The sequence below is a fragment of the Janthinobacterium sp. HH106 genome (assembly GCF_001758725.1).
In the GTDB taxonomy this organism is placed as follows: domain Bacteria; phylum Pseudomonadota; class Gammaproteobacteria; order Burkholderiales; family Burkholderiaceae_D; genus Janthinobacterium.
In genome coordinates, this window is record NZ_LRIC01000009.1 from 1 (window position 1) to 12956 (window position 12956).

The window sequence follows — 12956 nt, forward strand, 5'->3', positions numbered from 1 at the left end:
GGTGTCGGCTTACGCTGCGCTAAGCCGACCTACGCCGACCTACGCCGACCTACGCCGACCTACGCCGACTTGCGTCGACCTACGCTGCCCCATGCCGACCTGCGTCTCGCACGTCGCGGTGCGCAATCAAGCCATTGCGAACCCCAGTGATTTTTGGCCGGCCTGCCTCGCCGGGCAGGCCGGTAGCTGGTAGGTCGGCTTAGCGCTTGCGCGTAAGCCGACAATGGCGGTGCTGGCGAGGTGCATGAGCTGGGGTGTCGGCTTACGCTGCGCTAAGCCGACCTACGCCGCCCTTAGCCGACCTACGCACGATCAGGGGGCTGAAGTTGTTCCCTCACGCGTCACGACGGGGGCAAAACTGTCGCGCAGCAGCTTGGGTCCGGCATCCTCAGATGGCGCGCTCGCGCCAGTAGTCGGGTTGGGAATATGCATGCCGCAAAAAATCCACAAATGCCCGTATGCGCAGCGGCAAGTGGCGGCGTTGGGCGAAGACGGCATAAATATCATTGCCCGGCGCGGCGAACTGGTCCAGCACCGTCACCAATTGGCCCGATTCGATCTCCGCGCCCACTTCCCACATCGAGCGCCACGCCAGGCCCTTGCCTGCCAGGGCCCAGTCGTGCAGCACTTCGCCATCGTTGCAGACCATATTGCCTGCTACTTTCAGAATCACATTCTTGCCGTTTTCGCGGAAGGTCCAGCCCCGCTGGCTGCCTTCGCTGCTGATCGCCAGGCAATTGTGCTTGGCCAGGTCGGCCGGGATGCGCGGCGTGCCCGCCCGTTTCAGATAGGCGGGCGAGCCGACGAGCACGCGCTGGTTGTCGGCCAGCTTGGTGCTCACGAGCGAGGAATCGGACAGACTGGCGATGCGGATGGCCACGTCGATGCCTTCGCCGATCAGGTCGACGAGGCGGTCGTTCAGATTCAGCGACACCGTCACGTCGCGGTGCTCGGCGACAAACGAGGGAATCAATGGCGCCACGTGCTGGCGCCCGAAGCCGGCCGGCGCGGAAATGAGCAAATGGCCGCTGGCTTTGACGCTACGCTCGGCCACGGCCGCTTCCGCCTCTTCCAGTTCCCCCAGAATGCGCTGGCAATCTTCCAGGAAAGCGGCGCCTTCATTCGTGAGCGCCAGCTTGCGCGTCGTACGCTGCAGCAATTTGACGCCCAGGCGCTGCTCCAGTGCATCGAGACGGCGGCCTATCATGGCCGGCGCGATGCCTTCCGCGCGCGCGGCGGCCGACAGGCTGCCCTTGGCCACCACTTCCACGAAGGTCGATATTTGTCTGAACTGGCCCATGTGTTGCTCCCGCTATGTCATCACTTGTGATAAAAACGCATAGATGAAGTGATTTTTAATCTCGTTTCCATGCCTTATAGTGCAATACTATAGAACAAACGCGCCGCCTGGCAGAGTGTTTTTGCGCCTCTGTCCAGCTTGCCTGCGCAGTCGTTGCGCTTATACTTGGATCACCAGATTTCCTTTACTTATATTGACTAAAAACCGGAGAACTTCATGACGCAGAACACGATCGCACTTCCCGATGGCATGCAAATCACGGGTGACATCGCCCCCGGCTACGAACAGATTTTGACGCCTGCCGCGCTGGCGCTGGTGGCCAAGCTGACGCGTGCATTCGAGCCGCGCCGCCAGGAGTTGCTGGCCGTGCGCGTGGAACGGGCCAAGCGCCTCGACGCGGGCGAGCGTCCTGATTTCCTGCCAGAAACCGCGCATATCCGCGACGGCGACTGGAAGATCGCGCCGATTCCGAAGGCGCTGGAATGCCGCCGCGTGGAAATCACCGGTCCCGTCGAGCGCAAGATGGTCATCAACGCCTTCAACTCGGGCGCGGACAGTTACATGACGGACTTCGAGGATTCGAACACGCCGAACTGGGATAACCAGATCACGGGCCAGATCAATATGTATGACGCCGTGCGCAAGACCATTTCGCTCGAGCAAAATGGCAAGTCGTACAAGCTCAACGACAAGATCGCGACCCTGGTTGTGCGTCCGCGCGGCTGGCACCTCGATGAAAAGCACGTGCTGGTCGACGGCAAGCGCATTTCCGGCGGCATTTTTGATTTCGCCCTGTTCATGTTCCATAACGCCAAGGAGCAGCTGGCGCGCGGCGCCGGCCCGTATTTCTACCTGCCGAAGATGGAATCGCACCTGGAAGCGCGCCTGTGGAACGACATCTTCGTCATGACGCAAAACGAACTGGGCTTGCCACAAGGCACGATCAAGGCGACGGTGCTGATCGAAACTATTTTGGCCGCGTTTGAAATGGATGAAATCCTGTACGAACTGAAGGAGCACAGCTCGGGCCTGAACGCGGGCCGCTGGGATTACATCTTCTCGTGTATCAAGAAATTCAAGCTGGACAAGGATTTCTGCCTGGCCGACCGCGCGAAAGTCACGATGACGGCGCCCTTCATGCGCGCCTACGCCTTGCTGCTGCTGAAAACCTGCCACAAACGTGGTGCACCGGCCATCGGCGGCATGGCGGCCTTGATCCCGATCAAGAATGATCCGGAAAAGAACGACATCGCCATGGGTGGCGTGCGCAACGACAAGGCGCGCGACGCCACCGACGGTTATGACGGTGGCTGGGTTGCCCATCCGGGTCTGGTGGAACTGGCCATGGGCGAGTTCACCAAAGTGCTGGGCGACAAGCCGAACCAGATCGAGAAGCAGCGTCCCGACATCGACGTCAAGGCATCGGACTTGCTGAACTTCCAGCCGGAAGCGCCGATTACGGAAGCCGGTTTGCGTTACAACATCAACGTGGGCATCCACTACCTGGGCAGCTGGCTGGCCGGCAACGGTTGTGTGCCCATCCACAACCTGATGGAAGACGCGGCCACGGCCGAGATCAGCCGCTCGCAAGTGTGGCAGTGGATTCGTTCCAGCAAGGGCGTGCTGGAAGACGGCCGCAAGGTGACGGCAGACATGGTGCGCGCCATGATTCCGGAAGAGCTGGCCAAGGTGCAGCGCGATGCGCCGGGCGGCAATGGTCCGACCTATGTGCGCGCCGGCCAGATTTTCGAGGAAATGTCGACGTCGGAATCGTTCGCCGAGTTCCTGACCTTGCCGCTGTACGAGGAAATCTGATCCTGATCAAATAACAGCATAAAAAAATCCCGGCGATGCGATCAGCATCTGCCGGGATTTTTTATGGCGAAAGAGTACGTTTAAAAATTATTTTTCCACATCCGCAAGGCTGCAAATGCTTCGACGGGCGAAGCATCGGTGGTCAGCTTGCCTTCCACCTTCAGGCTGCTCAGGATGGCCGGTTCGCGGTAGCGCAGGAAGGGGTTCGTGGCCTTTTCAAGGGCAATGGTCGACGGCACGGTCGATAAACCCTGCTGGCGCTTTTCCGTGTCGATGGCGATGCGTTCCTGCAAGGCCACATTGCCCGGCTCGACGGCGTTAGCGAAGCGCAAATTGGACAAGGTGTACTCATGCGCGCAAAATACCTCGGTATCGTCGGGCAGGGCGGCCAGCTTGCCCAGCGAGTCGGCCATCTGGCCCGGCGTGCCTTCGAACAGGCGGCCGCATCCGCCCGCAAACAGGGTGTCGCCGGAAAACAGCCACGGTGCGCCGCTGCGCTCGTCGCGCTGGCGCACGTAGGCGATATGCCCCTTCGTATGGCCAGGCACGTCGATGACGGTCATTTGCAAGCCCAGTTCGGGCACGTAAGCGACATCGCCTTCGGCAAGCGGTTCCGTGATGGCTGTGATAGCCTCATTGCGAGGGCCGAAGACGGGGACGGCGAAATGCTGCAACAATTCAGGCACGCCACCCGTGTGGTCGGCGTGGTGATGCGTGAGTAAAATGGCGGACAAGGTCAACTGATGGGCTTTGAGCGCATCGAGGATGGCCATCGCATCGCCGGGGTCGACCACGGCGGCGTGGCGGCCGTCATGGATCAGCCACAGGTAATTGTCGGCAAAAGCGGGCACGGCAAGTACCGATAAAGCGTGTTCAGGGGAGTGTGTCATGAGCAAAAGAGAAAACTGAATGGACAGTGTGGCATCCGAAAAATCCATTATAGCGCTTGACGGCTGGCTGCAGACGCCGGCCGGTGTGTACGTGCGCGCCTGGGAGCAGCAATGTCTCGACAGTCTGACCGTCGACATCTTCGGTTTTAATGCCGTGCAGATAGGTTTGCCCCAGCTCGACGCACTGGCCGCCAACCGCATGCCGAACAAATGGCTGCTCGATTCGCGCCTGCAATCGCGTCCGCCGCAGGACAGCCGCCTCACCCTCGTGTCGGCTTTTGACGAGTTGCCGTTCGACTCGCAAAGCCTGGACCTCGTGGTCTTGCCGCACGTGCTTGAATTTGCCGCCGAGCCGCACCAGGTCTTGCGCGAAGTCGAGCGCGTGCTGATCCCCGAGGGGCGCGTGATCGTCTGCGGCTTCAATCCGGCCAGCCTGTGGGGCGTGCGCCAGGGGCTGGGGCGGGTCACGGGACGCCACTACCTGCCGCAGGCGGGCGAGCTGATCTCTATGCCGCGCATGAAAGACTGGTTAAAATTGCTGAACATGGGCGTCAGCCAAAGCTACTTCGGCTGCTACGCACCTGCCTGCAGGACAGAAAAATGGCTGCGCCGCAACGCTTTCATGGACAAGGCGGGCGCGCGCTGGTGGCCATATCTGGGCGCAGTGTATATAGTGCAGGCGATCAAGCGCGTCAAAGGGATGCGTTTGATCGGTCCGGCGTGGACCAAGAAACCGGCGACGGCGCCCGCAGGCGCACCGGTCACGAATAAAAGGCGGGAACAGCAAGATGGATAAGGTAGAGATTTACGCCGATGGCGCATGCAAGGGCAATCCCGGCACGGGCGGTTGGGGCGCGCTGATGGTAGCCGATGGCGCCAAGAAAGAAATTTACGGCGGGGAACTCAATACGACGAATAACCGCATGGAATTGAAGGCCGTGATCGAAGCCTTGACGGCGCTCAAACGTCCCTGCCAGGTGGTGCTGTATACCGATAGCCAGTATGTCCAGAAGGGCATCAGCGAATGGATCCACGGCTGGAAGGCGCGCGGCTGGAAAACGGCGGCCAAGGCGCCCGTGAAAAACGTCGACCTGTGGCAGGCGCTCGATACGGCCCAGGCCGTGCATGAAGTGGAATGGCGCTGGGTGCGCGGCCACAATGGCCATCCTGGCAATGAGCGGGCCGATCAGCTGGCCAACCTGGGCGTGGAAACCGTGCGCGCCTAAGAACGCCCAACCCAACCTGCTGCGCGGCGCGCTTTGCGGCCTGTGATGCTCACCGTACTAGAGTACGGTTGCGCTTCTCGGCCACAAATCACTGCCGCTCGCTACTGTTTTGTTGGGCGTTCGAACATGTCTGGGTGCGATTGCAGCAGTACACAGGTTTGCTATACTGTGCCCTTCGCTTTTTGCTTTTACGAATGAATCCGCCATGCGTCAAATTGTTCTCGATACTGAAACCACCGGCCTGAACCCGCGCACGGGCGACCGCATCCTGGAGATCGGGGCGGTCGAGCTGAACAACCGCATGTTGACGGGGAATAATTTCCACCATTACATCAATCCCGAGCGCGATTCGGAAGAGGGCGCGCTGGCCGTCCACGGATTGACGACGGAATTTCTCAGCGACAAACCGAAATTCGCGGAAATCGCCGACGAATTCCGCGCCTACATCGCCGGCGCCGAACTGATCATCCACAACGCCCCGTTCGATATCGGCTTCCTGAACGCGGAATTCAAGCGCCTGAACCTGCCGCCCGTGCATGAACAAGTGGTTGGCGTGATCGATACCCTGGTGCAGGCGAAGGAAATGCATCCGGGCAAGCGCAACTCGCTCGACGCCCTGTGCGACCGCTACGGCGTCTCGAACGCCCACCGCAAGCTGCACGGCGCGCTGCTCGACTCCGAATTGCTGGCCGACGTCTACCTGGCCATGACGCGCGGGCAAAACAGCCTGAGCATGGAAGAAGAGGTGGAAGTGGCCGCCGACGGCGCCGTGCTGGAAATCGTGCCCCTGGCCGAAGTCATCTTCCAGAGCGCCACGGCCGACGAACTCGCCGCCCACGCAGCCACCATCGCCGGCCTCGACAAGGCCGCCAAAGGCCAGTGCATCTGGACCGCCGTCACGTCGCCGCCAGCGGCCGCCTGAGAAAAAAGCGGGGCATGGTAAATTTCCTCTTGCCAGCCCTTGCAGATGCCGCAACACCTATGCGATAATTCGCCTCGCTTCGGGAGGTTAGCTCAGGGGTAGAGCACTGCATTCACACTGCAGGGGTCGCAAGTTCGAAACTTGCACTTCCCACCAAATTTTTCGTTTGTATTCAATGACTCAGGATTTCATCTTTTGTCTGAATACGAACTTGGGGCAAACTTGGGGCAATGGGATTTTCGTCCATTGTCCAGTCCCAAACGATACGGCCGCTTCCTGCGGCCGTTTTCATATCAAGCAGGCTTACGCCTATCATATCTCTTCCTTGCTCTCAAAGCCTAAGCCACGCATGTCGTCTGCTATCGGCCGGGCGGAAACGGTCGGTCGCGACCTTCAGCAGTCCCTGCAAGCTCATATTTTTATCTGGACGACCAATAAAGTCGGACATCCTAGACGGCACATTTTTCATCGCAGCGCCAGTGGCGTCAGAGCCATGCCAGACGGGATATCAATCTGCCCGGCCCAAGGCGCCCCGTTCCACCAAGCGGCGGGCGTCTCCCGTGTTAATCCGTGTCAACTTGCCGGATTGCGCGCCGTGACGATCCATGCCGCGCCGTCGATCATCACCGAGCGCTCGCCGGGGCGGCCCGCGAAGACGGTACGGACGGCGACCGCGGCGCGGGCACGGATCTCATCGGGCTGAGCGGCGAGCACGCGCGACAGCGGGCCGACCTCGAGCGCCATCTTCACCGCGTCGTCGATCGCAGCGTCCCGCGTTCCGCCCTCGCCGAACGGGACGGAAGCATCGAAGGGCGCGACAGTGATATCGGTGAAACCGGCTGCCGTCAGGATGCGCGTCACCCGATCCCGCTCGCCGAACGAAAACGGGCCGGGCGCTTCGGGATCGGGCGGCGCGGTCAGCGCGACGATGCCCTGTATCGCGCCCATCGGCAGGCGCACCCATTCGTTCTCGGCCGCGCCGCGCCAGCAGACGAAAACGACCCGCCCGCCCGGCCGCAGCGCGCGTCGCATATGGGCGAACGCCCCTGTTGGATCGCCGAAGAACATCACCCCGAAACGCGAGAACAGGATGTCGAACGCGCCTTCCGGCAACTCGGCACTGCTGGCGTCGGCTACCAGGAACTGGGCCGGCGTATGTTGTGGCGTAAGCGTGCGTGCGCGGCCGATCAGCGCTTCGGATATGTCCACGCCCAGCACTTGCCCCTGCGCGCCGATGCGGGCGGCCAGAGCCAGACTCGACGCGCCTGCGCCGCAGCCGACGTCCAGCACGCGCTCGCCCGTCGCGGGCGCGGCGGCTTCGATCGCGGCTTGGCCGAAGACCGCCACCATGGCATCAAGCCGGGCCTGGTTTGCGACCCAGCGCTCTCCGCTTTGATCATTCCAGTCGGCGACCTGATAGGCATTTTGCTCTGTCATGCTATCTCCTTGTTCTGATTTGTTCTTGACTAGACCCCTTTTGTCGAGGCAGGGGGGAATGACACGAGTCGGCCCCACGCCGCGATCCGTTCCGCGATCGCCTCGGGGGCCTCGATGTGTAGGAAGTGGTCGACGTCGGGGGACGACCTCCATCGCATGCCGTGCGGCGAACCGATGGCGGTCCTCGACCTGCGCGGAGAGGATCTCATGACCGTGAGTGGGTGAGGAATTGCGAGCGCGGCCGCGCGTTCGATCTGCTCCGCCGCCAACCCCGACAGCAGCGCTCCCGGATAGATGACGGGCGGAGGGATGCGTACACCGGCGCTGTCGGGTTCGATGGCCATGCTCATCACAAATCTGTGCCCTCAAACCAGCATCGACTGCTGAGCGGAGATACCCGCCGTTGCGCCCTGCGATATTGCCGTGGTGACCGAGGCCATGGCTGGGTTTGCAAGATCGCCGGCGGCGTAGATGCCGGGTATGCTGGTTTCGCGGCGCTCGTCGACCTTGATGGCGATGCCCAGTGGCGTATTGACTGTAGCGAGGCCCAGTGATTCATGCAGGCTTGCGGACGGCTTGTTGCGCGGATGCGCGAACAGGATGTCGACCGCGACATTGGTGGCGGTATCGAGCTTGACAGTGGCATTTTCGCCTCCGTGTCGGGTGATTTCCATGATTCGGCCATCGACGACAGGTATGTTGCGGCGCGCCAGATCGGCCCGGATATCGGGTGGAATGTCGTGCCCATCGGCGAAGACCGTCAGCGTCTCGGTCCAATCGCCGTACAGCCTGACATAATTGTGCGACTGCGGACCAGACCAGACAAGGCCCCAATGCTGGCCGGCGACTTCAAAACCGTCACAATAGGGGCAGGGCACAATGGACGTGCCCCAGCCTTCGGCGAAGCCCGGGATATCAGGCATTTGATCGACGACGCCATAGCTCAGGATCAGGCGACGTGCCCTTAGGCTTTCGTTATCGTCAGTGACGACGCAGAAATCGTCGATCGTACCGGAGATGCATTCGGCACGGGCAGTGACCAGCCTGATCGTTGGATAGCGCGCCAGCTGCTGCCGCGCCTCGACCAGGATGTCCAGCGGCGGCTTGTGATCGTGGCCGAGCAGACCATGCGAATGGCCGGCAAAGCGGTTGCGCGGCCGGCAACTGTCGAGGACCGTGACCTTGCGGCGGGCACGGCCGAGCTGCAGGGCGGCGGCGAGGCCAGCAAAGCTGCCGCCGATAATGATGACGTCATTCATGGTGATGGACTCCGTGTGTGGGTGAGGGCTGGGTAGGGCTTGGCGCGCAATAACCTGTCCATTGGGTTTGCACCTTTTGGATACTATGTGGTATCCTAATTAAAGAATTGGATACTGTCAAGTACTGGAATTTTTATGACTGAAAAAAATCAGGGCCGGCGCGGCCGGCCAACCAACGAGGCGCTTGGCCAAACGATCGCCGACGCGGCGTGCGAGCTTTTTGTGGAATTGGGTTTTCAAGCGACGACAATGGACAAGGTCGCCCAGCGGGCGAAGATATCCAAGCTAAGCATCTATCGGCACTTCGAGAACAAGGAGGCGCTGTTTAGCGCTGCCATCGCGGCCCGCTGCCATCAGTTTGCACCGCAGGCCCTGTTTGAAGGCGTAGACGGTTCGGCCGAGGATCAGCTCATGGCGGTGGGATCATCTCTGCTTCGCACGTTCTTGAACCCGGACGTCCGTCGTATCGAAGCCATGATCATGGCCGACAAGACGAGTCAACAGTCGCTAAGCAAGCTCCAATACGAAGCAGGCCCCGCCCATGTCATCGCCCAAATCGAGGCTCTGTTGCGTCAGTTGCACGCGAAGGAGGTTCTGCATGTGCCCGATCCTCGCCGGTCCGCCCGCTTGTTTGCCGCGCTGTTAAAAGGTTCCGATCTGCTGATCATCGCACGCTTCAATGAAGCGATAGCAGAGGACGACAACGAAATCGAATCCTATTGCCGGTCCGCAGTCGCCATGTTCATCGCCGGGCACGGTGGCAACGACCATGCGGGCGGATGCAGCTGATTGCTCCGGGCAGTTCATAGTAGCGGGAGGGGGGCTTGGTGGTGCGAAAACTTGCCAGACAGTGCCAGGCTGAAAACGAAAACAGCCCGCATTTAGGCGGGCTGAGAGGTGCTTTAGTGTTCTTTGGTGTCGGCTTATGCCTGACGCGGGACCATCCCACTCGATTACTTTTTGACTGACGGGTACATTAAACCACTGCACTGACTCGTTTGCCTCATCCGAAGTCGGGTAACTTATCTGAATGGCTGTTGACGAAGATGAGGCGAGCGAATTCGTTCGACAAATAGACCTAGATCGCGTGTGATCGCAATCGACCGCTCGCATTTCGAGGGTACTCCGATGTACATGTAGTAGTCATAGCCAAAATGGACATACGCATTGCCTGGCACGACGAGTTTTCCCCAGGCCTCTTCGCGAAGGACAAGACGCGCGAAATCGAGGCTTTGAGCAATAGATAGGTTCCCCCGGTGCAGAAAGCCATCTGCGGGGGCGTCGCGACATTCCAATGCCGTCAACGCCAATGACTCGATACCTGCCTCATCCAGGAAACTTTTCATAGCGGACAGGTAGCTATTTTCAACATTCAGATACACCGCCTCAGACAGCATCCCACCGTCAAATACCCGTCCGATATCAGATCGCGAAGTCCAATCGCAGCCTGTGTATCCGCCTGTCGCATCTCTCAGCGAGGGGTCATATTTTGTTACACGGTATTGATTCTTCATGGTCGCGATTCAGGCAGAAGGGAACTGAGCAAATCCATCACTGACAAAGGCTGCTTTTGGCTGCGGGTTCAATCGATCAACGCAACACTTTAACTTAAATGCATCATTGCAGAGCTGAATAGATAGGCCAGACCCGATCTCGTCGTTGGAGCGGGCAGCTACGAGATCGCACACCAGGTGCCTGGCAGGACGCCCATGCCAAACACGATCCATCGGTTTTTCATCTTTCAAGAGCTATGGCTCAGGAGAGTCTAAGCTACTGGCGCCGATTCATCACTGGAAATTGAGCGAAGAAAAACGTGCTTTCGTTTCCTTCAATGCATTAGATGGCATGCGACAATTTCCATTAGCTCCGCTGTAGCCTTAGATGCTTGCTCGATCGTCAGTGAGTATTCTTTTCTAAAACTGCGAACCAATTGCATTCTTTCTCCGGCTTTGGCAAAAGAAATCAATTCTGAAGAACCCACAAAAATACCGCCGAGCACTATCGGTTCACCCTTGCGCGAAATCGGAAGGGCTGGAACAATTTCAATCATAGACTGTGCAACACCAGCCTGTATGAGAGCATTTGAAAACTCGCTGCGGACTATCCAACGTACTTCCCCACGTCTTTTCAGCAGATGCTCAACAGGCAGTAGCTGCGTTAGCGCTCCGCAAAATCGCTCCATACCGGACGCATCAACTATCAAGTCACCGTCATCGGCAAGCATCCGCAAATGGCTTTCGACCTCGCACGCGTCATTTGCATGCACCCACGGTGCAAGCCGAAGATGCGTCGGCTTATAGTTGATGATGCTGACGGGCGGCTGCAGGTCTAAATAGCTCCGCACAATCTCGAGCAGTTCGCCAGCAGGCCCGCTGCAACGGTCAAAGGGCAAACATTCAAACACAGCAGCCAGCATCGTGTGTGCAGCGCACCCTTCTTTCGGACTCCACAACGAAAACAACTGAGGCTTCGAACTCGAGGAACCGAAAACTCCGTTAATGCTAATTCCATCCAAGCCAAGCTGATTCCACTGTTCATCCCACTCCATTAACATGGCGGAAGAACGTCTATGGAGTGTCGCCATTTGTTCACTTTCGACTGGCAAACTATGTGTAATGCGCGGAAGAAGGCCTGTCTGAAGGGCTTCAAATGTGGCCAGTCCCGTGGCCTCACCTTCAATCCGAATTGAACATTGGCGATGGAAGGAGGGAGAGATATTGAGGACGAGATCGAAAATGGACATATCTTTTTAATATTTTTAATGAAAGTTCAGTCTTGCCCGCTGATGCTTCAGTACTTGTCAATAGTTCACTGACGAGATTAGACAATGGAAAAATTTGATTTTGCTTGCTCATTTTAGCCGTTCTGATTATTCAGCGGCATCGCCATCGGGACGGTCGTTTCCGTACCGCTGGGCAGTGACTTAGGGGGCATATATGGCTGGCGCAGTGCATTTATAGCAGCCGCGGCTGTCGGAGGGCTAACACTTTTGTTTCAATTGTTCACGCCGCCCCGTATGGCGCCGCGCACGATGACGCGCACCACATCGGTGCTGCGATTGCTCCGTCGCCCGGGGATCGGGATCGGGATGTTGGGCTGCGTACTGGCCCATACCGGGCAATATGCATTGTTCACCTATATTCGCCCCGCTCTTGAAAGCGTTGTCCATATAGATGTAAACGGTTTGTCTCTGATGCTCCTGGGTTTTGGTGTCGCCAACTTCGTTGGCACGCTGCTGGCCGGCTGGCTAATGGAGCGTAGCCTGCGTGCCACTTTAGTGCTCATGCCTGCGCTGGCGGGCTTGGCGGCACTCGGCAAGATCCTGCTGCCAGTCCAAGGAACAGGCCTGATGTTTTTGGTCGCTCTGTGGGGCCTGGCGCTTTGGTCATGGCGCAAGCTCGTCGCCGCCTTCGCGCAGCATCTTGCAACAGCCTTGCAGCAGCCTCCAGCGAAACTTGATGCCCGTGTCGTACCAGATGAAATACACCCAGAGATCTTTGTCCGACAGCGCGTTGGGCGCTCTTTGCCTGTTTGACGCCAGTACTTCGTCGATGACGTCTTGCGGCACGCGTGACTGGACGGCGACGCGGGCACGTTTGTGCGGCAAAGTCCGGGTCAGCAAGTCCACACGGTCGTTCCATGCCTGTAGGGCGCTTGGCTCTGTTGGTGGAGGCGGTGCTGGATAGGGCCATTCGGTCCATTCGAACTCCACCCATTGCGGCAGTGCGCGGCCATCGGGAGCGGCGCCCATGGTCTTGCCGCCTGTCATCGGATTCTTGTCGGGACCAAGGGACCCGGGGGTCGGAAAAAATACACCGTTCGCCGTTCTCGCACGTATGACGTAGACTTTTTTGCCTTTGATGCCGTTGCTGAAGGTCACGATCATGCCGGGTCCTTGCTGCGAGTGTGGTGCGGCACAGGCTGTGCAGAGGGCGATGGCCGCCAGGAAGCAAACTGCCTGGAACAGATGTTTTTTCATGATGGTGCCTTGCAGGAAGTGTTGATGGTAGGGGCGGTGGCCACGGCGGCCACGGCGGGCGCGCCGGCCGGTGCTGGTTGCCTGGGGCTTTGGTCATGGCGCAAGCTCGTCGCCGCCTTCGCGCAGCA

12 protein-coding genes, 1 tRNA gene and 1 pseudogene are annotated in these 12956 nt (G+C 59.3%); 7 read left to right on the forward strand and 7 right to left on the reverse strand.

What is annotated here, in order from left to right; translation table 11 throughout:
- Positions 1-388: 388 nt before the first annotated feature.
- Positions 389-1300, reverse strand: coding sequence for a LysR family transcriptional regulator (locus JAB8_RS05580; RefSeq protein WP_070288820.1), 912 nt, complete (start codon positions 1298-1300; stop codon positions 389-391).
- Between the two features lie 216 nt (positions 1301-1516).
- On the opposite strand from JAB8_RS05580, the gene aceB reads away from it, so the two are divergent.
- Complete coding sequence (gene aceB / locus JAB8_RS05585; RefSeq protein ID WP_070223472.1) at positions 1517-3115, forward strand: malate synthase A; 1599 nt, start codon at positions 1517-1519, stop codon at positions 3113-3115.
- A gap of 80 nt (positions 3116-3195) precedes the next feature.
- Here the strand turns inward: aceB and gloB are convergent, their stop codons facing one another.
- Positions 3196-4005, reverse strand: coding sequence for a hydroxyacylglutathione hydrolase (gene gloB / locus JAB8_RS05590; RefSeq protein WP_070223473.1), 810 nt, complete (start codon positions 4003-4005; stop codon positions 3196-3198).
- A 19-nt stretch (positions 4006-4024) separates the two neighbouring features.
- Here gloB and JAB8_RS05595 point away from each other — a divergent pair, with 19 nt between their 5' ends.
- From JAB8_RS05595 to JAB8_RS05610, 4 genes are all read left to right on the forward strand, one after another.
- Positions 4025-4801, forward strand: coding sequence for a class I SAM-dependent methyltransferase (locus tag JAB8_RS05595; RefSeq protein WP_070288821.1), 777 nt, complete (start codon positions 4025-4027; stop codon positions 4799-4801).
- A complete protein-coding gene (gene rnhA, locus JAB8_RS05600) occupies positions 4794-5231 on the forward strand; it encodes a ribonuclease HI (RefSeq protein WP_034784447.1) in 438 nt (145 codons plus the stop codon). The genes JAB8_RS05595 and rnhA overlap by 8 nt, the downstream gene beginning before the upstream one ends.
- Before the next feature lie 205 nt (positions 5232-5436).
- Complete coding sequence (dnaQ, locus tag JAB8_RS05605; RefSeq protein WP_070288822.1) at positions 5437-6153, forward strand: DNA polymerase III subunit epsilon; 717 nt, start codon at positions 5437-5439, stop codon at positions 6151-6153.
- An 81-nt stretch (positions 6154-6234) separates the two neighbouring features.
- Positions 6235-6309 (forward strand) — tRNA-Val (locus tag JAB8_RS05610).
- 417 nt (positions 6310-6726) lie between these two features.
- Here JAB8_RS05610 and JAB8_RS05615 read toward each other — a convergent pair.
- On the reverse strand, positions 6727-7590 hold the full coding sequence (locus tag JAB8_RS05615; RefSeq protein ID WP_070288823.1) for a class I SAM-dependent methyltransferase: 864 nt from the start codon (positions 7588-7590) through the stop codon (positions 6727-6729).
- 365 nt (positions 7591-7955) lie between these two features.
- Positions 7956-8849: an NAD(P)/FAD-dependent oxidoreductase gene (locus JAB8_RS05625; protein ID WP_070223477.1), complete on the reverse strand. Its 894-nt coding sequence runs from the start codon at positions 8847-8849 to the stop codon at positions 7956-7958.
- Positions 8850-8984: 135 nt separating this feature from the next.
- On the opposite strand from JAB8_RS05625, the gene JAB8_RS05630 reads away from it, so the two are divergent.
- A complete protein-coding gene (locus JAB8_RS05630; RefSeq protein WP_070288825.1) occupies positions 8985-9638 on the forward strand; it encodes a TetR/AcrR family transcriptional regulator in 654 nt (217 codons plus the stop codon).
- Positions 9639-9871: 233 nt separating this feature from the next.
- On the opposite strand, the gene JAB8_RS05635 is transcribed toward JAB8_RS05630, so the two are convergent.
- Together JAB8_RS05635 and JAB8_RS05640 are read right to left on the reverse strand one after the other, a co-directional pair.
- Entirely contained in the window at positions 9872-10363 is a 492-nt protein-coding gene (locus JAB8_RS05635) for a hypothetical protein (protein WP_070288826.1), read from the reverse strand.
- Positions 10364-10677: 314 nt separating this feature from the next.
- The gene (locus tag JAB8_RS05640) at positions 10678-11592 is read right to left on the reverse strand and encodes a hypothetical protein (protein ID WP_139142955.1); all 915 of its coding nucleotides are present in this window, start codon (positions 11590-11592) and stop codon (positions 10678-10680) included.
- 189 nt (positions 11593-11781) lie between these two features.
- Between JAB8_RS05640 and JAB8_RS05645 the strand changes: the two are divergent.
- Positions 11782-12216, forward strand: a pseudogene (locus JAB8_RS05645) (MFS transporter); the annotation flags it as partial.
- An 18-nt stretch (positions 12217-12234) separates the two neighbouring features.
- Here JAB8_RS05645 and JAB8_RS29830 read toward each other — a convergent pair.
- Entirely contained in the window at positions 12235-12828 is a 594-nt protein-coding gene (locus tag JAB8_RS29830) for a hypothetical protein (protein WP_254679457.1), read from the reverse strand.
- Positions 12829-12956: the final 128 nt, after the last annotated feature.

Excerpts from the sequence above, each read along its gene's own strand:
- JAB8_RS05580 (WP_070288820.1), bottom strand. The coding sequence starts at position 1,300 with ATGGGCCAGTTCAGACAAATATCGACCTTCGTGGAAGTGGTGGCCAAG.
- aceB (WP_070223472.1), top strand. The coding sequence starts at position 1,517 with ATGACGCAGAACACGATCGCACTTCCCGATGGCATGCAAATCACGGGT.
- gloB (WP_070223473.1), bottom strand. The coding sequence starts at position 4,005 with ATGACACACTCCCCTGAACACGCTTTATCGGTACTTGCCGTGCCCGCT.
- JAB8_RS05595 (WP_070288821.1), top strand. The coding sequence starts at position 4,025 with ATGGACAGTGTGGCATCCGAAAAATCCATTATAGCGCTTGACGGCTGG.
- rnhA (WP_034784447.1), top strand. The coding sequence starts at position 4,794 with ATGGATAAGGTAGAGATTTACGCCGATGGCGCATGCAAGGGCAATCCC.
- dnaQ (WP_070288822.1), top strand. The coding sequence starts at position 5,437 with ATGCGTCAAATTGTTCTCGATACTGAAACCACCGGCCTGAACCCGCGC.
- JAB8_RS05615 (WP_070288823.1), bottom strand. The coding sequence starts at position 7,590 with ATGACAGAGCAAAATGCCTATCAGGTCGCCGACTGGAATGATCAAAGC.
- JAB8_RS05625 (WP_070223477.1), bottom strand. The coding sequence starts at position 8,849 with ATGAATGACGTCATCATTATCGGCGGCAGCTTTGCTGGCCTCGCCGCC.
- JAB8_RS05630 (WP_070288825.1), top strand. The coding sequence starts at position 8,985 with ATGACTGAAAAAAATCAGGGCCGGCGCGGCCGGCCAACCAACGAGGCG.
- JAB8_RS05635 (WP_070288826.1), bottom strand. The coding sequence starts at position 10,363 with ATGAAGAATCAATACCGTGTAACAAAATATGACCCCTCGCTGAGAGAT.
- JAB8_RS05640 (WP_139142955.1), bottom strand. The coding sequence starts at position 11,592 with ATGTCCATTTTCGATCTCGTCCTCAATATCTCTCCCTCCTTCCATCGC.
- JAB8_RS29830 (WP_254679457.1), bottom strand. The coding sequence starts at position 12,828 with ATGAAAAAACATCTGTTCCAGGCAGTTTGCTTCCTGGCGGCCATCGCC.